The organism is Frigoribacterium sp. CG_9.8, from assembly GCF_015751965.1.
Taxonomy (GTDB): domain Bacteria; phylum Actinomycetota; class Actinomycetes; order Actinomycetales; family Microbacteriaceae; genus Lacisediminihabitans.
The window spans coordinates 87,122-113,907 of record NZ_JADOVH010000007.1; the positions used below are offsets into that span (position 1 = coordinate 87,122).

General features: G+C 60.5%; 25 protein-coding genes and 3 pseudogenes. 6 read left to right on the forward strand and 22 right to left on the reverse strand.

Annotated elements, in window-relative coordinates:
• Positions 1–772: 772 nt before the first annotated feature.
• Positions 773–1,993: an FAD-binding domain-containing protein gene (locus IWX88_RS13120; protein ID WP_231369284.1), complete on the forward strand. Its 1,221-nt coding sequence runs from the start codon at positions 773–775 to the stop codon at positions 1,991–1,993.
• 169 nt (positions 1,994–2,162) lie between these two features.
• On the opposite strand, the gene IWX88_RS13125 is transcribed toward IWX88_RS13120, so the two are convergent.
• From IWX88_RS13125 to IWX88_RS13155, 7 genes and pseudogenes are all read right to left on the reverse strand, one after another.
• Positions 2,163–2,822 carry a peroxiredoxin-like family protein gene (locus tag IWX88_RS13125; protein WP_196830991.1) on the reverse strand — a complete coding sequence of 220 codons (660 nt, stop codon included), beginning with the start codon at positions 2,820–2,822 and terminating at the stop codon, positions 2,163–2,165.
• Positions 2,823–3,278: 456 nt separating this feature from the next.
• Positions 3,279–3,665 (reverse strand): DUF898 family protein, encoded by a 387-nt coding sequence (locus tag IWX88_RS13130; RefSeq protein ID WP_196830993.1) that lies wholly within the window; start codon positions 3,663–3,665, stop codon positions 3,279–3,281.
• 266 nt (positions 3,666–3,931) lie between these two features.
• Entirely contained in the window at positions 3,932–4,105 is a 174-nt protein-coding gene (locus IWX88_RS13135) for a transposase (protein WP_196830995.1), read from the reverse strand.
• A gap of 106 nt (positions 4,106–4,211) precedes the next feature.
• Positions 4,212–4,436 (reverse strand): hypothetical protein, encoded by a 225-nt coding sequence (locus IWX88_RS13140; protein WP_196830996.1) that lies wholly within the window; start codon positions 4,434–4,436, stop codon positions 4,212–4,214.
• A pseudogene (locus IWX88_RS13145) lies at positions 4,417–4,599 on the reverse strand (IS30 family transposase); the annotation flags it as partial. The pseudogene IWX88_RS13145 and the gene IWX88_RS13140, both read right to left, overlap by 20 nt.
• A gap of 1,071 nt (positions 4,600–5,670) precedes the next feature.
• Positions 5,671–6,525, reverse strand: a complete 855-nt coding sequence (locus tag IWX88_RS13150; protein WP_196830997.1) for an IS982 family transposase — start codon at positions 6,523–6,525, stop codon at positions 5,671–5,673.
• Positions 6,526–6,821: 296 nt separating this feature from the next.
• Positions 6,822–7,499, reverse strand: a complete 678-nt coding sequence (locus tag IWX88_RS13155) for an SDR family NAD(P)-dependent oxidoreductase (RefSeq protein ID WP_196830998.1) — start codon at positions 7,497–7,499, stop codon at positions 6,822–6,824.
• A 244-nt stretch (positions 7,500–7,743) separates the two neighbouring features.
• Between IWX88_RS13155 and IWX88_RS13160 the strand changes: the two genes are divergently transcribed.
• Together IWX88_RS13160 and IWX88_RS13165 are read left to right on the forward strand one after the other, a co-directional pair.
• Positions 7,744–8,217 (forward strand): NUDIX hydrolase, encoded by a 474-nt coding sequence (locus tag IWX88_RS13160; RefSeq protein ID WP_196830999.1) that lies wholly within the window; start codon positions 7,744–7,746, stop codon positions 8,215–8,217.
• A 3-nt stretch (positions 8,218–8,220) separates the two neighbouring features.
• Positions 8,221–8,472: a hypothetical protein gene (locus IWX88_RS13165; protein WP_196831000.1), complete on the forward strand. Its 252-nt coding sequence runs from the start codon at positions 8,221–8,223 to the stop codon at positions 8,470–8,472.
• Positions 8,473–9,545: 1,073 nt separating this feature from the next.
• Here IWX88_RS13165 and IWX88_RS13170 read toward each other — a convergent pair.
• The 3 genes from IWX88_RS13170 to IWX88_RS13180 all read right to left on the reverse strand — a co-directional run bounded on the left by IWX88_RS13170 (position 9,546) and on the right by IWX88_RS13180 (position 11,501).
• Positions 9,546–10,292 (reverse strand): cyclopropane-fatty-acyl-phospholipid synthase family protein, encoded by a 747-nt coding sequence (locus IWX88_RS13170; protein WP_370568371.1) that lies wholly within the window; start codon positions 10,290–10,292, stop codon positions 9,546–9,548.
• Positions 10,293–10,398: 106 nt separating this feature from the next.
• Complete coding sequence (locus IWX88_RS13175) at positions 10,399–10,560, reverse strand: hypothetical protein (RefSeq protein WP_196831006.1); 162 nt, start codon at positions 10,558–10,560, stop codon at positions 10,399–10,401.
• Positions 10,561–11,156: 596 nt separating this feature from the next.
• The gene (locus tag IWX88_RS13180; RefSeq protein WP_196831008.1) at positions 11,157–11,501 is read right to left on the reverse strand and encodes a hypothetical protein; all 345 of its coding nucleotides are present in this window, start codon (positions 11,499–11,501) and stop codon (positions 11,157–11,159) included.
• 412 nt (positions 11,502–11,913) lie between these two features.
• On the opposite strand from IWX88_RS13180, the gene IWX88_RS13185 reads away from it, so the two are divergent.
• From IWX88_RS13185 to IWX88_RS13195, 3 genes and pseudogenes are all read left to right on the forward strand, one after another.
• Positions 11,914–12,468 (forward strand): GAF and ANTAR domain-containing protein, encoded by a 555-nt coding sequence (locus IWX88_RS13185; RefSeq protein ID WP_196831010.1) that lies wholly within the window; start codon positions 11,914–11,916, stop codon positions 12,466–12,468.
• Positions 12,469–12,496: 28 nt separating this feature from the next.
• Positions 12,497–13,228, forward strand: coding sequence for a GAF and ANTAR domain-containing protein (locus IWX88_RS13190; RefSeq protein ID WP_196831012.1), 732 nt, complete (start codon positions 12,497–12,499; stop codon positions 13,226–13,228).
• Between the two features lie 191 nt (positions 13,229–13,419).
• Positions 13,420–14,697: pseudogene (locus tag IWX88_RS13195) on the forward strand (IS3 family transposase).
• A gap of 397 nt (positions 14,698–15,094) precedes the next feature.
• On the opposite strand, the gene IWX88_RS13200 reads toward IWX88_RS13195, so the two are convergent.
• The 12 genes and pseudogenes from IWX88_RS13200 to IWX88_RS13255 form a co-directional block, all read right to left on the reverse strand.
• Positions 15,095–16,492, reverse strand: coding sequence for an NADH-quinone oxidoreductase subunit N (locus tag IWX88_RS13200; protein WP_231369287.1), 1,398 nt, complete (start codon positions 16,490–16,492; stop codon positions 15,095–15,097).
• An 11-nt stretch (positions 16,493–16,503) separates the two neighbouring features.
• Positions 16,504–17,988 (reverse strand): NADH-quinone oxidoreductase subunit M, encoded by a 1,485-nt coding sequence (locus IWX88_RS13205; RefSeq protein WP_196831015.1) that lies wholly within the window; start codon positions 17,986–17,988, stop codon positions 16,504–16,506.
• A 3-nt stretch (positions 17,989–17,991) separates the two neighbouring features.
• A complete protein-coding gene (locus tag IWX88_RS13210) occupies positions 17,992–19,842 on the reverse strand; it encodes an NADH-quinone oxidoreductase subunit L (protein WP_196831017.1) in 1,851 nt (616 codons plus the stop codon).
• Positions 19,839–20,141: an NADH-quinone oxidoreductase subunit K gene (locus IWX88_RS13215; RefSeq protein ID WP_196831019.1), complete on the reverse strand. Its 303-nt coding sequence runs from the start codon at positions 20,139–20,141 to the stop codon at positions 19,839–19,841. Before IWX88_RS13215 ends, IWX88_RS13210 begins: the two co-directional genes overlap by 4 nt.
• Positions 20,138–20,719 (reverse strand): NADH-quinone oxidoreductase subunit J, encoded by a 582-nt coding sequence (locus IWX88_RS13220; protein WP_196831021.1) that lies wholly within the window; start codon positions 20,717–20,719, stop codon positions 20,138–20,140. Before IWX88_RS13220 ends, IWX88_RS13215 begins: the two co-directional genes overlap by 4 nt.
• Complete coding sequence (locus tag IWX88_RS13225; RefSeq protein WP_196831023.1) at positions 20,716–21,663, reverse strand: NADH-quinone oxidoreductase subunit H; 948 nt, start codon at positions 21,661–21,663, stop codon at positions 20,716–20,718. Before IWX88_RS13225 ends, IWX88_RS13220 begins: the two co-directional genes overlap by 4 nt.
• On the reverse strand, positions 21,656–22,840 hold the full coding sequence (locus IWX88_RS13230) for a hypothetical protein (protein ID WP_196831025.1): 1,185 nt from the start codon (positions 22,838–22,840) through the stop codon (positions 21,656–21,658). The genes IWX88_RS13225 and IWX88_RS13230 overlap by 8 nt, the downstream gene beginning before the upstream one ends.
• Complete coding sequence (locus IWX88_RS13235) at positions 22,831–23,181, reverse strand: NADH-quinone oxidoreductase subunit A (protein ID WP_231369288.1); 351 nt, start codon at positions 23,179–23,181, stop codon at positions 22,831–22,833. The genes IWX88_RS13230 and IWX88_RS13235 overlap by 10 nt, the downstream gene beginning before the upstream one ends.
• 280 nt (positions 23,182–23,461) lie before the next feature.
• Entirely contained in the window at positions 23,462–24,832 is a 1,371-nt protein-coding gene (locus tag IWX88_RS13240; RefSeq protein ID WP_196831027.1) for an NAD-dependent succinate-semialdehyde dehydrogenase, read from the reverse strand.
• A gap of 15 nt (positions 24,833–24,847) precedes the next feature.
• On the reverse strand, positions 24,848–25,045 hold the full coding sequence (locus tag IWX88_RS13245; RefSeq protein ID WP_196831029.1) for a hypothetical protein: 198 nt from the start codon (positions 25,043–25,045) through the stop codon (positions 24,848–24,850).
• Between the two features lie 26 nt (positions 25,046–25,071).
• The gene (locus IWX88_RS13250) at positions 25,072–26,226 is read right to left on the reverse strand and encodes a glutathione-independent formaldehyde dehydrogenase (RefSeq protein ID WP_196831031.1); all 1,155 of its coding nucleotides are present in this window, start codon (positions 26,224–26,226) and stop codon (positions 25,072–25,074) included.
• A 248-nt stretch (positions 26,227–26,474) separates the two neighbouring features.
• Positions 26,475–26,786: pseudogene (locus IWX88_RS13255) on the reverse strand (cyclase); the annotation flags it as partial.

A 26,786-nucleotide genomic window follows, 5' to 3' on the forward strand; every position in this document is an offset into this window, starting at 1 on the left:
AACGAAGAAACCGGCCCTCGCCTGTCGAGGTGTTTGGCAAGGCGCGATCCGCTGCCCGGCGGCTCACATTGAGGTGCGCTCCGGCCGGAAGTTCCGCCGGAAAAACATCACCCCCGGGGACATCACCCTTGGCATCGACAAAGCCTCTCAAAAGCAGGCCGAATCTTCGCATTGTTTTAGGTGACCAAACTATGCGGCAGGCCATCTGTGCGGAAGGCACCTCTTGTGGGGAATTTCACTCAACAGGACTGACGATTTTCGGTCAGCGCTCTCGCCGATGGGAATGCTGAATCGCTCCTCCAGCTCCTTGCACCGGCTCTGCGGTCGATCCTCGTTGACCCTGATCGGTAACCGTCATTTTGCCGAACTGATGCGAACCGGTTGAGAGTGGTGATTTCAGCACCCTTGTGAGGCTGCAAGCCCGCCATGAGTTGCCCGTAGTTCTCAGCGAGCGCCTCAAGATTCAGGGCGGAGCGCAAGGTCACGGCCCGGGTATTGCGCCAGGAGCGAAGGATTGGCTCGAAGGACATGATGGCCGTCGCTTCCGAGTGGCGGTTGATGTGCTCGATGGCCTCACGGGTCAGGCGCACCCGGCAGTGTCCGATCAGCGCGGGTGGCTGTTTGACGCACGTTTTATTTAGCCACAGAGGGCTCTCCGTGCGGCGGTCATCGGTGGGGAGTCCCACCGGGCGTTTCGGCCGCACGTCTGCCGAAGAGTTCTGGGTTGCCCCAGGGGGCCGACCGGGACCTTCTCAAATTCAGATGATGCATCATGAGAGAGATGTTTACTCCTACCCGAGCTGCTGGCCTCGAAACCCTCGACCTGTTCCTCCCTCATGCAGGAATGGATTACACGCGAGACCGCAACCACGACACTGGACCCTCCCGCGAAAACGTCTCCGGTCTCTCCCCGTACCTCCGCCACAGACTGCTGACCGAGCGCGAAGTGGTTTCGGTTGTGCTTGAGCAACATCGGTTCGGTGCATGCGAAAAATTTGTGCAGGAAGTGTTTTGGCGCACGTACTGGAAAGGGTGGCTCGAGCAGAATCCCGAGGTGTGGCGACGGTATCGCCGCGATGTGGCCGAGCTCGGGCTCGCAGGTGACACCCACTCCGGAGGCTACCGCGAAGCTATCGCTGGGCGCAGTGGCATTGATGCGATGGATGCGTGGGTGCGTGAGCTTGTGGACACCGGATACCTGCACAATCACACCCGTATGTGGTTTGCGAGCATCTGGATCTTCACGCTCGGCCTGCCGTGGCAACTCGGTGCGGACTTCTTCTATCGACACCTTCTTGATGGCGATGCCGCCTCCAACACGCTCTCCTGGCGTTGGGTTGCCGGGCTCCAGACCGCCGGAAAGACCTACCTCGCGACGGCATCGAACATTTCTCGCTACACCGAGGGCCGGTTCTCGCCATCGGGACTCGCCACGTCGGCACGGGCGATCGTCGAAGAGCCACTGCCAACGCGGGCACCGATTGCTCCCGCCGAGTCCACCCCATCGGGCGCCCGAGTGGGGCTGTTGCTGCACGAAGAGGATCTGGACGCGGCAAGCCTGCGCGCCGAGTTTTCTTGGCTTGATTCGAATAGCCGACTCGTGGCTATCGCCGGATCCACCGATGCCGACGAGCGCTCGCCCTCCGGAGCCTCGGATGCAGTGCGTCGATTCACGGCGTCAGCCCTCGATGACGCTGCCGAGCGGGCCATAGACGCCCTCGGGCGACCGGCGAGAGTGCTACCCGACGCGCTCCCCTCCACAGTTCTGAAGTGGGCGGAATCCGAACACCTCGATACGGTGGTGGTGCCGAACGCACCGGTAGGCCCGGTGCAGCAACGGATGCTGACGCTCAGCGCCGCTCTCGCCTCCGAGGCAGTGACGCTCGCGGCCGTCAGGCGGCGCTGGGACACGCTCGCTTGGCCACACGCCGCGCGCGGGTTCTTCCCCTTCCGCGAGCGTATTCCGGAACTGCTGCGTCAGCAGGGCTTGTAGAACGCGGGACGAGGAGCACGCGGAGAGTGTCGTGGTCGCCTCACATCGTCGAGGAAATCCCCTGTCACCAATGTTTTCAGGGGATTTCGGCTACTGCCAGCTAACCGAGCAGCAGACCCAACCTCGCCGTAACAGGATGGATGCCAGAGGCCTGACTATTGACGGTGCTTCAGGACGCGAAAGCCAGGGCCTTGAGGATCGCCGGAACCTCGGTGCGCGTCGTGTAGTCCACGTGCACGTCGACGAAGCGCACGGTGTGATTCGCGTCGATGATGATCACGGTTGGAAACGGGATGCCAGCCGTGGAGTCGGCGTTACTGTCGGCGACATCGAAGCCCAGCTCGGTGTGGGCAACCCGTGCCGCCGCGCTCGGCTCCGTGACGATTCCGAGGGCCCGAACGAAGTCGTTGGACGGATCGGACAGCACCGGGAAGTTCAGTTCGCCGCCCTGGACGGCAGCGGTGGACCCATCCGGTTTCTGCGGGCTGATCGCGACCAGCGCAACTCCGAGACGATCAAGCTCCGGCCGAAGATCACGCTCGTAGGTGCGCAGTGTGATGTTGCAGTACGGGCACCAGGCGCCACGGTAGAACACCAGCACGGCGGGCCGACCGGCCGTGACACTGAGCAGGTTCACGATCTGTCCGTCGAGGCCAACGAGTTGAGCGTCGGGGACGATGTCACCGACTGCAATGGCATCAACGGGCACGCCGGCGCTCTTCAAGTCCTGCTGCTCCCGATCAAATACCGCCGAAAGATCGGGGCCGATCTGCGCGGTGAAGCCCACATTGAATTCGTCAACCTGTTCGCTGATGCTTGTCGTCGTCAAGACTGTGCCTTTCGTGCAGGTCCATCGGGGAGATCTAACGATAGGACACCTCGATCGGGTGCGGCTGGAGACCCGTCATATGAGGACATGAGACGTTAAGCGCACTGCCGTTAAGGGCAAACGCGAACGCTTGGTCGGTGAAATTGTGCGCAGCAGCGTTGCGGCATCGTCCCCCAATCGACGCGCGGGAGAGCACCAGCCAATTGGGAGCCTCGGCGGCGGCCGTGAAGGAAGCTTAGGTGCGCGAGGAGCTTGCGCAGTTGATCCAACGTCGGTTGCCTGCGGTTGTTCCAAAGCGTATTCGTCCGCTTCTTCCAACCTGACCTGTTTGCGGTGTGTGTAACGCGCGCTCTTCTGCCTGCGGCACACCCACGTTCTATGGCCCGCAATCCCGGTTCTTACGACCACTGCCGAGCGATGACCTCACGCCCAGTGACGGGGTTCACGATCAGGCGGCTAGGAGATCTGGATGTTCACCGGCTGGTTCTGCCCGGCAGAACTGGCGGCGAACGCCTGCAGGGGCGCAACCAAGTTCGCGAACTCCAGGTTCGTGGTCTTCCACGCCTGAAGACGTGGCGCGACCCAGAACAGGTAGATTCCGACCGTGATCACGCTGAGGAGGAACCACTTGATCCAGAGTCCGAACAGGCCGGTGCCCGATCCGGTGAAGACCAGCTGCTGCCCGTCGATGAACGTGTGCTTTGCCTTCCACCTCTCCGTGAGAACGAGAGCGAAGGGGTAGCAGATACCGAGCGTGAATACAGTGATGAGCGCTCCGAGGATCGCCGTTCCGAGGTAGGTTCCAGCGCCGCCATCGAAGGTGAAACGTGTCTGCTTAGCCAAAGTATGTTCCTTTTTTTGTAAGTGCCCGGGTCAGCGGTCGCTGTCGGTCCCCTCTGACACGAAGGGTGTGGCCAGCTCAGAGACTGTCTGCCTTGTGCTGACTGTACTCAGGGGTCAAGACATAGGTCACCGGACCACGGGTGAGCCTGTGCTGCTCACCCGTCAGAGCGCTGCTCGCCGGCGAGACGTTCTCGGTCGGTATCGGCAAGCAGGCCCGATGAAGGGGGACGCAGTTCGCCTGCAAGCCGAACGGTGAACGGGGCAGCTCATGGGCCAGCCCAGCTCTGCACCAGGCGCTCCCGCGCCATGTCATTTAGGGACGTCTGCTCGACGATGCCGAGTTCACGGGCGACGACCGCAACAGGTCTGCCGGTGTTAGTTACCAGCTTCACGGCCTCGTCCTTGTAATCAGAAGCGAATTCCCGACGTTTGCTTCCCATGACGAACATTCTCTCTTTCGAGGAGTCCACCAATCAGGGTCACGGCTACACAGCGCTTGACCCCTGATCTTGGACAGGCTCAATCCAGTACGAACCGTTCCGGGTTTCATGCCCCCGTTTTGTTGGCGGCACCGTCGTTTAACGGGCCGGAGAAAAACGACGAGTTCTTCGCTACCGGCTCATTCTTATAAAGCCCCGTCACCGTTTCAGCCGCAGCATTGTCGTGGGCGTCGCCAATGATTCCGATCGAGGGGACCAGGCCCTCCAACGCGACCGTCTCGGTGAGTTTGATCGATGTGTATTGGGCGAGTTCAACCGATCGTTGCAACACCGGCTTGTTGGAGTAACTGTAGTTGCTTGCTGAACACCTCCGCGGGGGTTCTCCAGCCGAGCACTTTGCGGGGCCGGTTGTTTAGCGCGAGAGCGACAGCTTCAAGATCGCTCGCGCTCCACCGCGACAGGTCAGTGCCTTTGGGAAAGTATTGGCGTAAGACCGGTGCCCGGATCAAGGACGGCATAGGTGTGTGTTCGGGCGTGGGTATCTACTCCCACGACATACTCGTACTGCTCTGCCACGGTAGTCACCGCGGCCTCCTTTCCCTTGGCGAACAATTGGTTTTGTCGGTCTGGGAGATGAGTGTTGCGAGGCGAATCTCTAACGAGTCACACGAGCCGGTTGACCCGAATCGTGGACGACCTTCTATGAAGCCATCGAACAGACAGACCAACGTGCCGGCCCCAACGTGTGGACGGGTCAGTAACAAGACACCACCTCGCCGCAGGTCATATTTTTTTGAGTCACGCAGCGTCAGAGCCGACCGTCAGTCTCTCAGCCAGTCCCAGACCAGCCACCTTTATTAGAAATTTTTTTGCCTGGCTGGCAAAGAGAATCGATTGAGAGCGAAAGCACCGTAAGTGCAGGGACCGTGGAATACCGCAAGGAGCGCAAGCGAGTGAGGATATGCCGCGAAAGGCTGAAACGTCAGGTGCGAAGCGAACTACGATGACCGGCCAGACAGACAAAAAACGACCAATAAAGAGCGCCGCACAGCGGCTCCGTAGAGCGGCTCCGTTCAGGGCAGGGATGATGGCGGCCGCGGCGGCATCCCACCGGGTGCGTCCGGCGGGGCCCGCGCAAGTTCACGCGGATCGGCAACCGGTCGTCCGCACGAGTGAGGCTCGCCGCCCTGCGGTTGTGGCAGGTCGGGCTGTGTCACCGCCGGAATAGTCGCCTAACCCTGGGGGTACGGGTCTGAGGCGGCCGGCGGTCACCCAGCTTCCGTATGGCAACTGTGCGCTTTCGCAGCCCAAACCGGTAGACCCAGTTGTTTACCTCTCATTACCTTGTGGGATTAGCGGAGAACTCCTCACACCATCTTGGTCAGGAGAATGCGTCAATTCCGTTCGAAGCTCTTCGCCATACCCCGGTCGAGGTTTGGAGAGTCAACGAAGCCGCGCTCAGCACAAGCCGGTGTACAAGACCCATCCAGGTGCGCGCCCGCCTAGATGAGTGATTCCTAATGGTCGTAGGCGATGAGGGATCGTTTGTTGGGTTCTCCGATGAGCTAGTTGTGCCAGATTCCGGCGGCGAGGGCGAGTAAGCGTCCGGCGACGCGGGAGTAAACACCGGGGATGGTGCGCCCGCCGTGGTCTTCGAGGGTGAGTTGTCCTTTCATAGTGTCGAACACCGATTCAACCCATTGGCGGATTCTGCCGAGTTTCCCGAAGCGGGGCTTCTCGTCTTTTCGGTCGGGGCGGATGAGTTCTGCTTCGAGTTCTCCGGTGATGAAGGTTTCGAATTCTTTGCCGGCGAAGCCTTTGTCGCCGATGATGATTTGGCCGGGGCGGATCAAATGTTTGTCATGGCGGAGCACCGTTTCGGCGGCTTCCCGTTCCCCAATTTTCGGGTTCGCAAGTCCCCAGATAATAGGCATTCCGTCGGGTGCGCAGACCAGGTAGAGGCGAAATCCCCAGAAGTATCGGGAGTGAGAGGCGCAGTAGCCGTAACCGGCGTGGCCGGCGAGGTCAGAGCGTTTCACCGTTTTGCGGAACTTGCCGCAGGGCACAGGGGTCGAGTCGATCAGCCGGGCTATCTCACCCCAGGACGGTGTGTCGTGTGCCAGTTCGGTGATCACCGCTGATAGCAATCCGGTGGACTGGCGTACTCGTTTGCTCCACCCAGATTGTTGCGGAAGCGACGGGAACATACCCAGCAGATGTGTGTGGGCGTAGCGAATCCATTTCCGCTCCGAAGCGATGCCGAGCAGGTGCTGGGCCACGATCAGGCAGAGCAGCTCAACGTCGCTGAGGACGGGTTTGCGGCCTGGGTGGTGATCACGCGAAAAGCCGAGCGCGGGCAGCATCCGGTCGTCGAGATGGTTGTACAGTGTGGTCAGGAGGGTGTTGAGGTCGGTTTTCACACACAGGGTTTAACACCCTCTGCCAACAATTAACAGCCTCCACGCGGCCAAGCCCCGATTAGGACTCACTCATCTAGTAGCGATAGATCACGACATATCGTCTACTTGTCATAATCATCATTATCAGCGAATAGAAACCCGAGTTCGGAAGGGGTTTCGCGCTGCTTATTTGCCGCACCACACCGAGTCGAATTTACCTAGACACAGTTGAAGCTTGACGTGTGCGAAACAGCAGTATGTCGAAATCGGGCAACCATTGCTGCGGACATCACCCACCTCTTGGTAGTTGCCGGTGTCTACAGGCTGACTGTGCCGCGAACGCGATGACCAACCGCAATGGACTCGCCCGAGATGGCCGATAGTGGGGAGATGAGAAAGGTAACCAAATTTGCAATTTCTGCGGGGGAAGACTCCCCAGGCTTACCTGGATGAACCGTGACTTCGGGGTTCTCGGACACGATTCCGGGACTCACTGTCATGACATGCACACCCGTGTCTGCAAGTTCGTCCGCCAGATTCTTCCCTGTAATGATCAACGCGGCGTTCCGAATCGAGCCGGCGATATTTCCCGTGATGAAGGCGTTCTGTCCACTGATTCCCACGATTCGGCCGAAGTTCGCGGCACGCATTACCGGGATGACCGCGTTGGCCACTCTAAGAAACGAAAGAGTCTTCCCCTCGAACGCTTCCGCGACCTGAGCAGGTTCGGCATTACGGGTCGGATCGAGAGTCTGGGCGCTTGGCGCCGCGCTTACGACAACAGCATCCAGGCGACCGTGTTGCTCCACAATCTGTTCGATCCCAGCGGCAACCGATTCATCATCCCGGGCATCCATAACAATGCCCACACCACCGCGGCGCGAAGCGACTACAACGATTGCACCCTCCTCAGCGGCCCGCGTCGCGATGGCTGATCCGATCAGACCAGTTCCACCGACAATGAGCACCACTCGACCAGATAGCTGAAGATCCATGGGCCGAGGTTACCCGTTCACCGACCAGGGGACTGAAAAGTGTCTCTACGACCGTCAAACCGACCAGCCATACCCTGGTACAGCGATTTCACCCGACCAACTGGTCTGTGCTCCGCGCTGGGTGACAAACAATCAGCGGCCATCGGTCGATACCAGTTTTCAACGCGTGCCGACACGGAGATCCGAAGGAGCGCGTTCATGGAATACTTCCCACATGCACCCCAGCGACCTCGGGTCCGGCGTCATGCTGTTCGACGTTCTGGACGTTCGGTTTGACGAGATTCCGGGCCCCGCGTTGTCGCTTGAGGTGCTCGCCGCGGTGGACCGCGTATGGGATGAGATGGTGCCTGCAAACCCGACCTTGTTCGATGGGCCAGTAGTTCTCTGCAGTGACTTCCGCCAGATCTCCCCTCACCTCGAGGTCAGCTGGTCCCGCGCAACCTATCGCTACCGCACGGTTCGGCAGATCCGCGCCGCGCCCGCCCTGTCGTCGGTATTCGTCTGCGTGCTGCAACCCGCGTTAGATGGCCGCCTGCTGGTGGGCCACATGTCAGCATCGACGAGCAGTCCAGGAGTGATTCAATTCCCTGGCGGCAACCTCGAGCCGCCGCCGCCGCCGGGCCAGGAAATCACAACTACCGCACTGCGACGCCATGCCGCAGCCGAACTCACCGAAGAAACAGGAATTGCTGCCGCCCCGGACGAGCTCACCCTCTGAGTAGTGGCCCGCACGACCAACGGAAACGTCGGGTTTTTCTTCCCCGCCCCAAGCTTGCCCGCCGAGTTCATCCGTCAATGTCACGCCTCTGTTGTTCTCGCCGACCAATCGATGGGGCGCGAACCAGAGTTCGCGGAAGTTGTTCTGGTTACCGACGCCGCAGACCTTTCTTTGCTCGACGGACGACCGGCCGACTATCTGTGGCCGCTCGTGAACCGTTTCCGAGCGACGGAGCAGACCCTCCCGCTGAACTGACTCCAGTGAAGCGGTGGCAAAACTGTGCCGACAAGACAAAGGACCAACAAGAGATCATAAGCAGGCAGAATTTGACGGTGGCACCGAAGAACGGACATGAGGACGAAATGCGACTTCCAGAGCCGCCCTAAGGGGAACCTCGACCGGGACGTCTCAGGCCATTGTCTGGGCCGCCTGTAGCGGTTGCGAGGATCGAAGCGTACAGTTTTGGGTGTTGCTCCAGATCCTGGCGGCGGATCTCATCCGTTCTAATTCAGGAGGAGCAATGACACCATCGACTGTCGGGCCGAAGTTCGCGGACATTGATGAACTGGCCCAAATTTACGACGTTCGCTCGTCTGTGGTCGGAACCGCGTGCAACGATAACCAAATCTTGGTGCAACAAACATCTACAAAAAGTTGGGTCGTGCGACATCTACCCGTCCCGGATCACGCCGGGGGGCTCATCGGGTGCGTCGAAGAACGCGATGGCACCTATGAGGTGATGCGGATCAATGACGGGTTCCGGTGGCAGACCCACACAACCCTCGACGACGCCATCAAAGACCTTTCCCAACTTGCGCAAACTCGTTCTCCAGCCCCACCGACCGACTTGTTCTCGCACCTACGGTGACTCCGCACCCACACGCGCTGGTATCCCCAGCGCAGCCCGACCGGCTGACGGCGAAGTAAATACTGCAGTGCTGGTGGGTGTCCTCCCTGACTGGCTTCATGACCCCGGCACGAGCCATAAGGAAGGTCCAGGAAACCGAACCCACTCAGGCCCACGTCCTGCCAAACATCCTGCATGGCGGGACGCATCTCAGGGAAGAGTTCAGCACTGACTTCCAGAACCGGAAAACACATCAGGCATCTCCTCCCAGTTCCCCCCACCCACTGCTCACTGCTCACTGCTCACTGCTCACTGCTCACTGCTCACTGCCTACCGCTGTGATGGTGCCTGCCTCACGCGGTGTTAATTGTGGTCCTCGTGATTTCCGTGATTTCCGTGATTCAGAACTTCTCATCGCCAAGCGTCATTCACCGCCCGGAACAATTTCTAAAGGGCCCGCAGTCACCCGGGTTACACGAAATCAGCGGGGTTTTCGGCCGATGAATTGGATAAGTGTCGATTCCAACTGGTATGGAATTCCATCACGCTCCTCGGGCACATGTTCGGCACCGGTGTGGGTGTATTCGATGATCCACGACGGAAAGACCTCATCAAGCACCGTGTGCACGGTCATGGAGTCGAGGTCGAACTCGACCAGCGCTGGTCGAATAGTTCCATCGACAAGTTCCTCGATCCGGTCGGCAAAAATACCCAGGGCCACCAGACCTCCGGGGGCTGTAGCTGCAGCACACCGGCAGAGGAGGGCGCGCATGGCCGTAATGCTGCTCACATGTTCAACCGCAGAGAAACCGACGATGAGACCCGCCACCATGCTGGTGTCGAAGGTGAACTTCTCCAGATCGCCCACGACCGGTGTCACCATGTCCGACACGCCTGCCGCAGCACAATTAGTTTTCAGGTGGGCTATCGCCGACGGGATCACATCGACAGCAATCACCTTTGACCCAGCAGCCAGGCCCTGAGCCATCGGAATCGTGTGACGGCCAACGCCGGCACCTAAGTCGAACGCCAGAATTGGGTTGGCTCCGCGGGAAAGTTCTATCGCCTTCAGGACCAGTTGATCGGGCTCTAGCAGCCAAGAATTCGCGGCCCCAAGAGGTGTGGATGCATAAAGGTCTTCGTGATAACGAAGGGTTTCCGCTCGACCCTCAGCGAACATCGAATCAGTAACAAGATCTGGCATGCGACGAACTAATGGCTCTACCATCGATCACTCGTCCTGGACGCCTGGCGGACTCCAACAATTTCGGACCCCACCGCTCTGACGGGCACTGTCGCTTTTCGAAATCGAACGAACAAATGACCGCGCATTTTCACACACTCGACCGTTCTGAGAGGCCTCTGGCCAGAATGATGACGAGCACGATGACCAGCAGCGTGCCGATGTAGTTCAGGACGGTTAAAGATTGCACCAGATGGCCGATGAGCAGCAGCACGGCTGCGATTACGCCAACGATGATCGGCAGAAATTTCATGTTTTCTCCAGACGGTGAATGACCGCCGCCGAGATCTGGAGCAACACCATCAACTTACGTGTGATCTGCTGATGCGGTCAAGTACCCCACTTTGCAAAAGGTCACACAGGCCAACTCCGCACACACTGGACGCTGTTCGAGAGGCCCGCCCGTGCGCGGAACCTGCGGCGGAGTGCTTTACAAAGGTCTGGCCGCAACAGCGCAACGCCACAGCGGCGCAACGCCGCAGCGCCGCAGCGGCGCAACGGCTACGTCGCCTTGTCAGCTTTCTCGCCGTGGACTGGCTGAGGTGAAGTTCCGACGGTAGTGAGGGCTGGTGAACGGCGCGGTCACGGGGACGTGTTCCACGATGCGGGAGGGTTCTGTAACGCCGCTGTACGTCGGCTCTGTGGCGAAGGCAGCCGCTGCCAATCGAAGGGAGGAAACATAAGCCCATCGAGGTGGTTCCGTTGTCCAGAGCAACTCGTAGCGCGAGTACCTCATTCGCTCAATGAAACCGAGAACACGCCCTGGGTCCGACTGCAGCGCTCTAGAATCCACCACCCGCCAGTCCGTGCGCGATGTTCGGACCAGTTCCAAACCGTCTCCGATCACTATCAGCTGACCCATGAAAGATCTCCCCCGGCTCGAACCTGGTCGAGTTCGGCTTGCGAGGCTGAAATATGCTGGAGGGCAAAATCCATCGTCTCGAACGTTTCCCACACAAACTTCGCTGCGATTTGCATCACTTCGAATTGGCCGACCCGTTCATCCACGAACGCCACCATCCGACCGGCGATCCCTTCCGGGATACGACTATCGCAAACCCTCCACGAGTGCGGCGAAACCGGTTCCAGAATCAACACCTCGTCAGAAAATTGCCGCATGCCGGAGACCGCGCCGGTGCTGGCAACTCGGAAACCTTCGGCAAGATTTGTAGGAGAAACGGGTGCGTGCAGCATAAAGTCCTCTATTCGATTGCAAAATCAACCGACACCGAGGACAAGAGTGACTTGGCTAAGTGTGCCGCCCACGATCAGCGAAGTCAATCACTACCGCGGTGGGATGTTCTCAGCCTCCCGACCAATAAGACAAACAACCTCTCGTGCGGACACGTTCGTGACGGAGTGGGTGCATATGCGATACGGTTGAGTCACTGACCCGACGCAGCTCCACTGAGAGAGGTCTCAATGTTTTCCTGTGCACTACCCCTGTCCATGCCAGCGGATCACCGCGACGGTGATGATGGCTGACGCAAGTGGGAATCCCACTGAGGGGCACAATTCGGCGAGACTGGATTTGTGTCAGCCGTTCGTCAACGACCTCCCCATCTCGGGAGCTTCGGTCACGGTGATCAGTTCCTCGGGAGCTCAAGTGGCGTTGTGCGCCAGCGATACGGTCGCTGCTCGCCTCGATGAAATCCAGTTCGAGCTCGGTGAAGGACCCCAATGGGTTGCCACCAAAACCGGCACTGTGGTGCTGCTGCCCGACGTCTCCTCCGCCTCCCATGAGCAGTGGCCGATATTTGCCGCATCGGTGGGGCAGCTGAATGTGGGGGCCATCTTCTCCTTCCCCATACGAATGGGAGCAGCCACCGTAGGGGCGGCAACGTTGTACCGAGACACTCCTGGCGGATTGGATCAAGACCATCAGTCATCTGCTCTCGCTATTGCGTCCGCGATCGCAAGCACCGCCGTGCAACGAGCTATGACCTTCGCCACCGACGATGTTCCCGAATCGGTAGCGGTGCCGGCGCTGCGCCGGGAAGTGCATCAAGCCACAGGCATGATCCTCGTCCAACTGGATACCACCGCAACCATCGCTTACTCACGGTTGCAGGCCTATGCCTTCGCTCAAGGACGCACCGTCCTCTCAGTCGCACGCGACGTGGTTACCCGCACTCTCGCATTTGATAACTTGCCCCTCTAAACCACTCACCAAGCAGGAGACGATCAGCATGACCGCCAATAGCAGGGAAGCTCAGCTCAGTGCTGCGTTCGTGAAACTCGCCGATACCCTCGTCACTGACTTTGATGTGGTCGACCTCCTCCACTGGTTGGTCGAGGAATGCACACGCATCCTGGATACCGAAGCAGGAGGACTGCTCCTCGTCGACGCCGTCGGAGAGTTGCAACTCATCGCCTCCACCAGCGAAGAAGCGCAACTTGTCGAACTCACCCTGATCGCCGCCGGGGAAGGTCCCTGCCTCGACTGCTTCCACACCGGCACAGCAGTCACCGTCGGCGACATGCAGAACAACGCCGGAAAGTGGCCCAAATTCACAGCCGAAGCCATTCGACAAGGCTTCTTCTCCGTACACGCAACACCATTGCGACTCCGCGGTCAGATCATCGGCGCAATGAACTTATTCAGCACCCACACCAGAGAACTGAACCCGGCCGACATCGCCGTAGCTCAAGCGTTAGCAGACGTCGCCACCATCGGCATCCTTCAAGAACGCACCATCAAAGGCTCCAGCATCATCACCGCGCAACTTCAACATGCCCTCGATTCTCGGATTCTGATCGAACAAGCCAAGGGAGTTCTCGCCGCCACCTCCGGAATGACCATGAACGATGCCTTCGTCGCCATTCGCGCCCACGCCAGAAACAACAACCTCACCCTGGCGAAGGTCGCAGACGACGTAATCGCACGCGTTTTAGACGTCACCACCACCACCGCGAAATGAAATAGATCTACTTCGCAAGAATCGAAAGGGTCGAAGCGTGGGCCCCGTGTTCTCCCCATAATGTTTGATTAGCCTCTCAGCAGTACTCCGCCACTCGTCGCCCAACGTATGCCCGGCACCACCCGCAAGACAGACGACCTGAAGCGCCCCAGGTTTGATGCCGCCTCCTTTTGAGTTGCAAGGATGAGCACATGCCTAAGAAAATTGATTCCGAGGTTCGATCCCGCGCTGTGCGTTTGGTTGCTGATCACCTCGGTGAGTACCCGTCGTTGACCGCGGCGTCAGCTGCGGTCGCCAAACAGGTCGGTGTCGGCCATGAAACCGTCCGCCGGTGGGTCGTGCAATCACAGGTCGATGGTGGCCAACGTGGGGGTGTCACGACCGAGGAGCTGGCGGAGATCAGAAAACTCAAGGCTGAGAATCGGCGGCTTCGTGAGGACGTCGAGATCCTTCGCGCGGCGACGACTTTCTTCGTGGGGGAACTCGACCCCCGCAATCGTTGATGGCTGGATTCATCGACACGATGAGGGCTGAGGGTTTCGCGGTCGAGTCGATCTGCCGGGTTCTGCGTGAGCAGGGCTGCCAGGTCGCCGCACGAACCTACCGATCCTGAGCGACGGCAAGGTCCGGCAGCACGGACGATCACCGACGCTCAGGTCATCGATGCGGTCCGATCTGCCGTGTGGATCTCTGATACCCACGGTCGGCGGAAGATGACTCCCGAGGGGCTGTATGGTCGGCGGAAGATGACCGCGCTGATGCGTCGCACCGCAGGTCCCGACGTGAGCGCTGGAGCTGTCGACCGGGCCATGCGAACACTGGGATTGCCGGGTGTTCGCCGCGATAAAGGGATCCGGACCACGATCCCGGCGAAGGATGGCAAACGCGCCGGCGACCTGCTCGACCGGGACTTCACCGCGCAGGCCCCGAACCGGGTTTGGGTTACCGATTTCACTTATGTGCGGGCCTGGGCCGGATGGGTTTACGTCGCGTTCATCGTCGACGTGTTCGCCCAACGGATCATCGCTTGGCACGCCTCGACAACCAAGGAAACGGACCTGGTCATGATCCCGTTGCGGATGGCGTTGTGGGAACGAGGTCGCGAGGGCCACCCCGCGGTCGCTGGGCAGCTGATCCATCACTCGGACGCCGGGTCGCAATACACCTCGGTTCGGCTGACCGATCATCTCGCTCTCGAGGAGATCCTGCCCTCGATCGGGTCCGTCGGTGACGCATACGATAATGCCCTCATGGAGAGTATCAACGGCCTCTACAAAGCCGAATGCATCCGCACGACGGTCTTCCACGAGGGCCCCTACCGCACCATCATCGACGTCGAATTTGCGACCGCTGGCTGGGTCGATTGGTACAACAATCGACGCCTGCACAGCTCCCGCGGTAACGTTCCACCAGTGGAGTTCGAACAAGCCCACTACGCGACCCTCAACCGAGAGCCGCACCCCGCATAGGAGCGGCAGAAAACCTGGGGCGCTTCAACCAACGCCCCCGGAAAACTCTCGACTACGACACCCCACAGAACCGTTTCAAAGCCGAGCGCGACACGCCCGAACGCACACTGAGATAGCCTTTCAAACACAGTTCACAACAGCCAAAAAACGTCCAACTGTTGCATCGACCATTAGAAACCACCGTCCGATTTGTGGCGTATTGACCGGGCGTGTTTTTCGCAGTCAGCCGCATGGAATGGTTGACATCGTCGGCGTTCGTGGGACGGATCAACGGGACACAGCCTGATTGCGGCGTCTCACCAAAGGATCCTTAGACAAGACGAACCGGTGACCCTTCCTGGCACCGAATATTCTCGGCGTGTCCAAGCTATCAAGCCCCACCATCGCGAGGGGTGGTTCAAAGGCTCCCGATGGCACCGAATGCGGCAGTCACGAGGCCGAGCAGAAGCGTCGTGGCGCCTAGCGCCAGTGCGGTTGCACGCGCTGTTCTCGGAACAGTGCTGCGTGAGATTTCCGGCGCTCCGGCGTTGGGCCGTTGGAACGGGCTGACAAAAAGTCGGAGGTAATAGACCAGGCTGAGAACCGTGTTGGCGGCGGCAACGACGACGAGCCATCCCTGCCCACCGTCCCAGGCTGCGGTGAACACGGCAAGTTTTCCGAAGAACACGGCGGTCGGCGGAGTGCCTACTAGGCTCAATGCCCCGATAATTATCGTGCCGGTCAGCCAGGGATGACTTTTGGCGATCCCGGCCCAGTGCGCGAGCGTATCCCGGCCGGGGAAGCAGGCCACAACAGCGAAAATTGTCAAGTTCGTGATTGCGTAAAACACTAGATAGGCCAAGAGCGCAGTGGTGGCGCCTTTGGCGAGGGAGATCACCGCGACCGGCATAAGCAAGTAACCAACCTGGCTCACCGTCGACCAGCCGAGCAGGCGTCGTACGTTGCTTTGTGCTAGGGCTGCCAGGTTTCCGACGCTCATGCTCAGTGCGGCTAGAACGGCGACGAGCAGCGGCACGTCGATTGTTGTGGGCATAGTCATGACGAGGCGGGCCAACGCAACCAGGGCTCCGAGTTTCGGTACGGTCGTCAAAAAAGCGGCAACGCTGATCCCGGAGGCTTCGGCGGCGTCGGGAACCCAGAAATGCCCGGGGACACCACCCGCTTTGAAGAGCAAGCCGATGATCACTCCTACGATGCCGGCAGCGACGGCTGGGGCGGGTGCGTGTGCAAGGGCACCCGTCATTCCGGTGTAACTGCTGGTCCCGGACAGTCCCGTCAGCAGGGTTAGCCCGGCCAGAAGCAGCACCCCGAACAGGGCGCCCATGAGGTAGGTCTTCAGAGTCGCTTCGGCTGCTCGGGCGGTGCGGGACAGGCCGATCAGCGCGTATAAGGGAATGCTCGCCAACAGGTATCCGGCCATGAGAACCAGAAGGTCGGTTGCCCCGGCGACGACGACCGTACCGAGCGTTGCCAGCAGCAGCAGCGCATACGTTTCGCTCTCCCTGGCTGATCCGACGAATTCCTCTCGGCCAAGCACGATGACGATTGCGGCCGAGACAGGCGCAATGATCCGGATGACTGTGGTCGGGGCATCGATGGCGTAGGTACCGCTGAAGATCTCGGTGGAAGGCTGGCCGAGCACGAGTACGGCCGTGCCGGCGCTGACGATCAGTGCGCCGAGGCTGAACCAGCGGGTGAAAATCTGCCGGTTTCGCGGGAGGTAGCTCCCAACGAGGAGGGTGATGACCGAGGCCGCGAGGATCACCACTTCAGGCAGGAGTGAGGTGTAATTCATGTTCGTCACCGTCATGGGGTCAGCCCTGTCACCAGAATTTGTGCTGCCGGTTGGATGATCGCCAGAAGCGGGCCAGGGATCACACCGATGGCCACCGACAGGCCCATGAGGATCACCAACGGAACCGTTTCACGTCGGTCGAGGTCCCGGAATCGGATGGACAGGTTCTCGGTGCTGCCGGTGAATACGCGCTGAAAGGCGCGAAGCAGCAGAGCTGCGGTGATGAGGATGCCGGGCAGGGCGAGAAAGGTCCACCAGGTGGTGCCGATGCTGCCGGTGAAGATCTGGAATTCGGCGATGAAGCCGCTAAATCCGGGGAGACCGAGGGACGCGAAGCTGGCGATCGCGAAGAACCCGGCGAAGCGTGGTGCCGGGCGGGCGAGCCCACCATAGTCGCGAAGATCGTAGCTTCCGGTTCGGTCGTAGAAGACTCCTGCGAGCAGAAACAGTGCCCCGGTGACCAGCCCGTGGGAGACCATCTGGGTCACCGCCCCGGTGATCGCCAACTGCTGAGCCTGCTCGGTGGTGCGGCCGACGATTCCGGCAGCGCCGACGGCAAGGATGACGTATCCCATGTGGTTGATCGACGTGAACGCGATCATTTTCTTCACATCCGTCTGGGCCATCGCAACCAGGGCACCGTAGAGCACCGAGACGATGCCGATAACGACAATCACCCAGGCGTAGTCTCGCCATGCCCCGGGGAGCATGGGAATCGCGATCCGAACGAAACCGTAGGTGCCCATCTTCAGAAGCACAGCAGCAAGGACGACGGAGCCGATTGTGGGGGCGTCGGTATGCGCGGGAGGCAGCCAGGAATGGAACGGGACCGTTGGCGTCTTGATTGCCAACCCCACCACGATGGCCGCGAGAATCGAACCTGCGGCAAGGGATGTTCCGGTGAAACTACCGTTTCGGGACAGCTGCACCATATCGAAAGTGTGGGGCGATGCTCCGAGGTAGAGGCCGATGAAGCCGAGGAGCAGTGCCAGGGAGCCCAGAAAGGTGTAGAGGAAGAATTTGAGGGCCGATCGGCGGGCATCCCCGTGGCCCCATCCGGCGATGACAAAGTACATCCCGACGATGGACAGGTCAAAGAAGACGAAGAACAGGATCAGGTCCTGGGCCGAGAACACCCCCATACACGTGCTCTGAAGAAACAGGAACAGGGCTGCCTGAGCCCGCGGACGATCGGTCACGCGAAGTGACCAGAGGGCGCACACGACAAAGATGACACCAGTCAGCAGTAACAGCGGCAGGGAGAGACCGTCGATGCCGACGTGGTAACTGGAACCGATACCCGGCATCCACACGAGCTGCTGTTCGCCGAGGAGTGCGGTCCCCGACGGTCGTGGTGCCGTGATGAGCGCGATGAGCAGCAGGTCGACGAGGGTTGTTCCCAGCCACACCCAGTGGGCCACAGCCGGGGGGAGGCGCCGGGTGACGGCAAGCACGATACCGACCACCAGGGGAAGGAAGATGACGATACTGAGCACGGGCTACCTCACAACGATCAGGAACAGGACCGCGCCCACGGTGATGACGGCCGCGGCGGCGTAATAGTCAGCAATGTTGCCGGTCTGCGCTTTCCGGGCAATCCGACCCAAGGCGATCGCGCCGGTCGCGACCCGGTCGACACTCCGGTCGAGGGCACGATCGAGTGCGCGAGCTCTGCCTGCGATATCCCTCAGCAACTGTGCTGATCCATCGACTGACCGGTCAAGGCGTTCATCAAATCGGGACAGGACCTGGGCGAAACGCTGGATCGGGGACACGATCACCACAGTGGTAGCGCGCTCAAGACCGAACCAGGCCAACCCGAAACGAAACGGTCGTACCCCACGTCGTAAGACCAGAATCACGGATATGGCGGCAATCACGGCCGACGCGGCCAGCTCCGCAAGAGAGCTTTCCGGTTCACTCGAAGCCCCCAGCAGCGATCGGAAGGGAGCCGAAACCGCAGGCATGGCAAGGACGCCGAGAACAAGCGCCGCGACAGCCAACACGACCATCGGCACGAGAGCTGCGGATGGGACGGCGCGGGTGCCATTGCCCTCCGAATCCCACTGGTGCTCCTCGATTCGCGCCCTCTCGGTGGCGGGAGGTTTCGCCCACACGGCGGCGATCATCTTCGCGGAATAGGCGGCGGACAAAGCGACACCGATGAGGCCGGCGGCATAGAGCGCAGGACTGTTAGCCAGAGCAGCGGCGAGAACAGCGTCCTTAGTCCACCACAGTGCGAACGGAGGGAGGCCGGCCAGGGAAAATGCCCCGAAGAGGAACACCCCGCCGAGGATGAGCCATCGTCGTCCGACGCCACTCAGCGCATCGAGTTGTTTCGTGCCGGTGGCGGTCAACCAGGCACCAGCGACGAGAAACAGCAGAGCCTTGGTCGCGGCATGTCCAATCAGTTGCGCAGTCCCGCCAGCCGTCGCGCCGACCCCGGCGGCAAGAATCACGAATCCAAGCTGCGCAGCGGTGGACGCTGCCAGGAGTTGCTTGAGGTCTTTTTGGGCGAGCGCGATAATTCCGAGGACAATCGCGGTGGTCGCACCGATCCATGCGGCGGCAGGGCCAGCCCATCCTGTGATCTGGAGCAGGGGTGCGAGACGCAGCAACAGATAGGCGCCCATGGCGACCATCGCGGCGGAGTGCAACAGGGCACTGACCGCGCTCGGTCCTTCCATCGCTCGGGACAGCCAGAAACTGAACGGCAGCTGGGCCGCTTTGCCAAGTCCGGCCACGAGAATTCCGGCGGCGATCACGTGCACCCACGGAGTGGGAGCGTCCGCGAGGTCGGTCAATTTCCAGCCGATGCCACCGGCAACAGCAGCTCCGGCAGCCACATAGAGGCCCAGGTCGGCGGTCCGGGTGACCGTGAACACAACGAAACCCGCGGGCATGGTGCGGGACTTCTGCCAGTGGAATCCGATCAGGGCGTAGGAGGTGGCACCCATGATCTCCCACCCCGCCAGCAGCGATGGCAGAGTCGTCGAGGTCACGGTCACGATGACAGCCGCGACGAAGACCAGCATGAGCCCGTGGAACCGGGCCGCAGGCCGGGTCTTCTCGGCGACCGCGAAGACCAGGATCAGTAGGGTGATCGCTGCGATCGTTGGCAGAAGTACGGCGGTCAGTCCGTCCACCCCGAACGTCGCCCCTGTCGCCGAGACGAAGCCGAGCACGACGATGGGCCGGAGCAGCGCGGCCAGTACCGCGGCAACCAGGATCCCCGCGGCGACCCCGATCGACACGGACGGGGCTGCTCGGTCGGCGCGCCGACCGAGCAGCAGAAGGGTGACGCCGGCGACGACCGGGAGGAAGACGATGAGAATGAGGATCCCGCTCATCCGGCGAGATCCGTGGCCGAGTCGGTCATGTCGGAGTTGCGGGATCGATGCACGACGGTGGCGACGGCAAATCCCATCGCCATCTCCACCGTCATCGCCGCAAGGATCACCAGCAGGAGGGTCTGCCCGTCTGGAGTGGGGGCCAGGAACCACCACAGGGCACCCCCGGCGAGAAGGACACCGTTGATCATCAATTCGATTCCCATCATGACCATCACCACCACCTGCTGGGACAACGCCCCGTAGATTCCGATGGCGAACAGGGCGGCGGCGACAAGGAGGACAAACTGCAGTGTCATCGGCCGATACCTCCACGAACAGGGTCGTCAGGGTCGGGGTGTCCGTCGGTGGTGCGTCGATCGAGTTGGTCGCCGTATCGGTCGTAGCGGCCCCGCGGGTTGGCGAGCACCAGGCCGGCGACGATGGTCGCGAACAGCACCGGGCTGATCGCCAGCATGACGAGCATCTTCGTACCCATGATCGCGTCCCCGAGAGACCTGGTCAGATCGGCGGCAGGGGTGCCGGTACGGGCCGGCCAGGGGATCAGGAAGATCGCTACCACCAGGACAGCGAAGACGACGACAGCGAGGATCACCGAACGGCGTTTATGGTGGGTCATGTCCATCGGCATCAGGGCCGGGTTCATTCCCATGAACATGACCATGAAAACGGCCATGATCGCCATCTCCATCAGCATCATCAGAATGGTGATTACTCCGATGTAGTCCAGGTGCAGCATCACGATCATCGCCCCGACCGCGACGAACGACACCGCAAGAGCGTAGGTGGCACGAGCCATGGAATTGACCACGAAGACAGCGATACCGCCTGCGACAGCGAGGGCTGCGAAGGCCCAGAAGATCAGGGCAACGATCATAGGGCGCCTCCGTTCACTGCGACGATGACCGCAACGACCGCAAGTTGCACCAGAACCAACGGAACCACGATCACCCATGCGATCTCAGCCAGCCGATCAGGCCGAATGGTGGGGACCATGCGGCCCACAGCCAGCATCCCGGCCAGCACGACGGCGGTTTTGACAACGACCCAGATGCCGCCCGGCAGCAGTGGTCCGCTGCCACCGCCAAAGAAAAGCGGCACGGAGAATGCTGCACCGGCGACGAGGACCGCATAACGACCGCCCAAAACCAGAAGCCGATCTATGCCGCTGAGCTCAGCGAGCACACCCTGCCCGATGTCAACACCGACAGCGCTCTGGAAGGGACCCCAGGAAGAGAATGCGACGACCGATGCGACGTAGATGAGAAAGGAGACCGGCATCCAGACGACAAACCAAACGGACTGCTGGGCTGCCTGTATGTCGAGGAGCCGAAGGCTCCCCGCGCCGATCGCAGGGGCGGTCAGGGCGAACATCAGCGGGATCTCGTAGGAGAGCGCTTGTGCGAGAAACCTGTATCCCCCAACCAGTGACCACGTGCTGTTGGCACCCCAGCCGAGCAACCACCACAGCGCCCACAACAACACGTCTATCGCGTTGAACCACACCAACCCCACCGGCAAGTCCGCGAACGTGACATCGCCGAACGGGATGACTACGACTTGCAGAACTGCTGCGATACCCAGACCGGCGCCGGCAATCCGCCACAACAACGAATCCGCCCCTGGCAGGGTCCGACGCTGTTGACGGATGAGCCGTGCTGTCTCTCGCACTGGTGCGGCAAAGCCGTCACGCACTGCACCGCCTTCGGCGCGAGCGTTCACAGCCCCATTCACGGACGCGACCGCCAACGCCAACACGGCGACCCCTAACGGCAGCAGTACAACAGCACCCACAGCACCACCGGCGGCCGGGCTACTCATGACCGAGCACCACCCTGGGCGAGGTGCCCGTAGCAAGGCTTGCGATGATGAGGCGGACGGTCGATAGTTCCTGTCCCAGAACGGCGAGTCTGATATCCACTTCCGATAGTGCGAGTTCGCCGACAGGAATGTGAAACGGTCGCTTTTCATCGGCCATGAGTGATTCTTGCGCGGACTGCAACCAGCCGAGCAGGCGATCTCGGGCCGGTCTCGCTCCCGGCGCATGAATCCCGGCCAGAGACCACCGGAGCGTCCGTGAGCGGCGGATTTGCGTGATCAGCCTGTTCAGGCGGCGGGAGACGTCCTGCGGCGGGACACCGGAAACGATGTCGTTCCGTAGTCGATCGACCTGTCGGGCGACGGGATCCCAGCCGATAACGCTCAGGAGGCGTGCGGCGGCATCGCACAGCTGAGAGGCCACCGCTGGCTGCTCCGTCGTGGCCACACCAGAAGGCAGGCGTTCCACGCGGGCGTCGGCGACTACATCCCCGTGCAGGGTGCAGTGAAGCACGAGGTCGGCAGGCCACGCGGCCAGGATGGGGCCGAGTGTGAGGTGAGTGACATCCATCTCGAGTCCGTCACGGTCCTGGTCACCCTCGGCCAGAGGAATCCCTGCCGGCCCCGACATATTCATGTCCATTGCGGGATTAGAACCGGAATTCTTCTGCGGAGTGCCCTCGTACATAGTGTCCGTGTGCATCGAGACGTCGTGCCCCGAGTCGTCTGGTAGCGGGGGCTCGGCTTCGGCCTCCGAGTGATGCATGCCCGGCGTATCGCTTGTGTCCACCCTCGTCATATCGGGCGCACCGTCTGCCGGCGACATTGAAACGTGCTGGGGCCGATCGTGGGCGTCAGCGCGCTGGCTTCGCTCGTTCTGGAGGGCTATCGGGATGGCGTCGAGAAACTCCAGAAGGGTGCCCGGCTCTGTGAGCATCGCACGGTGACGGGGGGAGGGGATCTGCTCCCACACGGCCCCGATCAGCTCAGAAAGGGGGCTGCCGGGATTGCCGCAGACGAGAAGAGCATCCGCATCCGCGGGGCTGGTCGCCTCGACCCAACCGCGGGCCGCAATCGCTGCCTGCACGCGCATGCGGAGCAGGCTTGCGCCGGGCGTTTCGATCACGAGCACGTGTACGCGTTTCGTTCCAACGCCGGCAATCCAGTCGATTACACCCATCGGAATGCTCCTTCTCGCCATGCCCAGACCACGCCGGCGACCAGGACTCCGAGGAAGACGAACATTTCTATGATCGCCGCGGGACCTTTTTCGGCCACGACGAGTGCCCAGGGGAACATGAACAGCATTTCCACGTCGAACGCCAGGAAGACCAATGTGAGAGGGTACCACCGGGCGTGAAATCTCGACAGAGCATGTTCCCGGGGCCGCCAACCTGACTGGAACGGCAGCACCTCGACGGTGTCACGGGACACCGAGACGGCTCGTCCGAGCAGATAGAGGGCACCGATCGCCGCCAGGCAAACACCGAGCACGATGAAAACACTCAGACAAGGCGACAAGATTGCCTCCCTTGGGAAGTAATGACGAGGCTGGAACTGTTTACAGTACGAGTCTCATGGTGAGATTGTGTCGAGACTGCGCGGTTCCCGATTATAAATCCGGCTCATTCCCGATCGATGACACGAATCGACAATTGGCACAGCGGACGACATCGAAAATATCCTCCCATTCCGGGTCTGCCAGCCAGCAGGAAGACACATCGGGCTGCCGGGTCCGCGTAGGTGGCAACGGACAGCGAACAGCGAATTCTGAACTGGACAGTTGCCGTGCGACCCTGTGTTACCGAAGAATGCGAATAAGTTTCTTGTTCGCGAATTCCGCGATTCCGAGACGACCCTGCTCGCGGCCGAAGCCGGACCTCTTCACACCACCAAAGGGAAGCTCCGCACTGTCAAGTAGTGAACCGTTGATGAAAATCATCCCGGCCTCGATCAGGTCAGCCACCCGTAAGGCTTGCACCGCATCGGTGGTGAAAAGGTAACAACTGAGGCCAAACGCGGTGTCGTTAGCGACTTTTATCGCTTCAGCCTCATCTTCTACGCGATAGATCGCCGCTACCGGACCGAAGAACTCCTCCCGGTAAGCGTCACTCTGCGGAGAAACATCAGTCAGAACAGATGGCGAGAAGAAAGCACCATCCCGTCGCCCGCGAAGGACCGCTGTCGCCCCCTGGGCCTCTGCACGTTGGAGCTGCTCCTCAAGGTTCTCGGCGGCACCGAGTGAGGAAAGCGGACCCATTGTCGTACTTGACACGGTCGGATCTGCAGGCGTCACACCGCCGATCTTCGCCGTGAACAGTTCCATGAAATGGTCAAACAGGTCACCGATGATGATGAAACGCTTCGCTGCATTACAGGCCTGGCCGGAATTGATCAGGCGAGCGGAAACGGCCGCGTCAACGGCTTCGTCAATATTGTCGGTACTGAGCAAAATGAAGGGATCTGATCCGCCCAGTTCAAGAACAACTTTTTTCAGGTTACGACCGGCGACCTCGGCAACTGCCGCACCGGCGGCCTCGGAACCGGTCAAAGAAATACCGCACACCCGCGGATCCGCGATCATGTCCGCGACCTGATCGCTGGACACGTAGAGGTTTTGGTAGGCGCCCGCCGGGAAACCCGCGTCCGCAAAAATCTGTTCGATGGCTGCAGCGGACTCAGGGCATTGCGAAGCATGCTTGAGCAGGATCGTGTTGCCAAGCACCAAATTGGGTCCCGCAAAACGGGCAACCTGGTAGTACGGAAAGTTCCATGGCATAACACCAATGAGCACACCCAGAGAGGCGTTGCGCATAAACGCCGAACCCTCACCGGCGAGTAGGTCAATGGGTTCATCGGCCAAAAAAGCTTCACCATGGGTGGCGTAGTACCCGTAGATTTCCGCCGCGAAGTCAACCTCCCCGAGCGCCACCTCCACGGGTTTACCCATCTCCCGCACGATCAAGTCGGCCAAATGCTTCCGACGCTCCACATGCAGGTCCGCGACCCTCTGCATCAACCTGGCCCGTTCGGCCACTGTTGTGCGGTGAGAAAAATCTTTATGAGCCAGATCTGCTGCCTCGATAGCCTCCATCACCTCAGCATCCGTGGCCGACGCAAAACTTGGTCCAACGTCCCCGGTCGCAGGGTTCGTAACTACATAGTTACTCATGATCTCTCCAGACTTCTATTTGTTGATGTTGATCGTGAAGGAGCCGGGCACCACCCCAGCCGGACCCGGCATCTGTCCTTTACCGTTCGCAACGGTCTCGATTTCGAGCACAGTGCGCGTCTTTAGCTCTGCCGGGTGGGGAACACGCAGATCGCAAATAGCGGGGCGGGCAGAGTTGACGGAGCGAGTGGGCGAGACTGGAGGGTTGGCCATCCAGTCTCGCCGGACGTCACATCCGGTTAGGCGCTTTGCAGTTGGGGTTTGATGACGACCTTGGTCCAGCCGTCATTCCGATCATCGAAGTGGCGGTACGCATCCGCCGCCCCATCGAGCGAAATTTCCTGCGAGACGATCCACGACGGCTTTGCTTTACCCGCAGCGATCAGGTCCCGTAGTTGACGGTTGTACTTCTTCACCGGGCATTGTCCGCTTCCCATGGTCTGGCCCTTCAACCACTGCAATCCGTACTGGATCGGGATCCTGCCCTGCCGAGCATCCTCATCGGGCCCGCCCGGGTCGGCCGGCAGAAACACGCCGACCGTACCAATACCCCCAGTGAACCGCACCGACTGAATCAGATTGTTCAAAGTCATCGCCGGATCCTCAACGCCTTGCGGATCGTGGGCTTGGTAGCCCACACACTCGCAGCCCCGATCAGCACCCAAACCCTTGGTCTGATCTAACACAAACTGCACAGGATCAGTTGTCGAGTAATCAATTGGGATCGCACCGATCTCGGCAGCCAGTCGAAGTCGATCCGGGTGACGGTCCACAACCATGACCTTGGATGCACCCTTAATCGTGGCAGAAAGAGCGGCCATCAGCCCGACCGGGCCGGCGCCATAAATGACAACAGAATCCCCCGGGATAACCCCAGCCATTTCTGTGGCGTGATACCCGGTGGGAAAAATGTCCGACAGCATGACGTAATCGTTTTCTTTCTCCACCGCATCCTCACCGAGACGCAAGCAGTTGTGGTCCCCGTAAGGGACCCGCAACATCTCGGCCTGGCCTCCCGGGTAGGGACCCATCCCAGCGAAGCCATAGGCCGCGCCCGCCATGGCCGGGTTCGGCTGGGTGGTCAAACAGTAGTTGGTGAACCCGCGCTCACAGTTCTTACAAAACCCGCAAGAGATATTGAACGGCAAAACGACGCGGTCCCCGACTTTCACCCGGTCGACGCCGTTACCGACCTCGATCACCTCTCCCATGTTTTCGTGACCAAATATGCGACCGACCTCAAAATCGGTGCGACCTTCATACATGTGCAGGTCCGACCCGCAAATGTTCGTCGTAGTCACCTTCACCAACACGTCAGTGGGGCGTTCAATTTTGGCGTCGGGCACGTCTTCAACGTTGACCTGCTTCGGTCCCCTGTATACAACAGCCTTCATTACGCTCTCCTCATCCTCAAAGTTCACACCCGAAACAAATTGCGGCCGCACCTCTGGGACGCATCACGGCCAGCAAGCAAATGCTGAGGGCCAGCATCCGCCCAATCCAGGAGCCGACAAAGCGAAAGCTCCATCAGCGACCGGCGGTAAACCTGCTTTATGTCCCCCACAAGAGGGGTAAAAAATAATATCCATCTGAGCCCTCGTCATCGCTGCCGCCGGAAGCCGGCGGTGCGTGGGTGTGTTCACTACGAATTGGATGGTGCGGCCTCGACGTGGTCCTTGAAGTGGCCCAGCTCTGTTTTGAGCGCATGGTCCGGCACATTCAACACCGCACCAACTTTCTCCGCGACCCCTTCCGCCTCCCAGTCGATCTGCACCGCCACACGCGAAGCGGAGTCGCTGAGCTTGTGGAAGGTGATCACTCCCCCGTGGTCGACTTCCCCGGCAGTGCTGGTCCACGCGATCCGATCGTTGGCAAGTTGCTCAGTGATGACGGTGTCAAATTGGCGACTATCGCCGGCGACACTCATACGCCAGTGGTGGTGGGTGGCATCGAT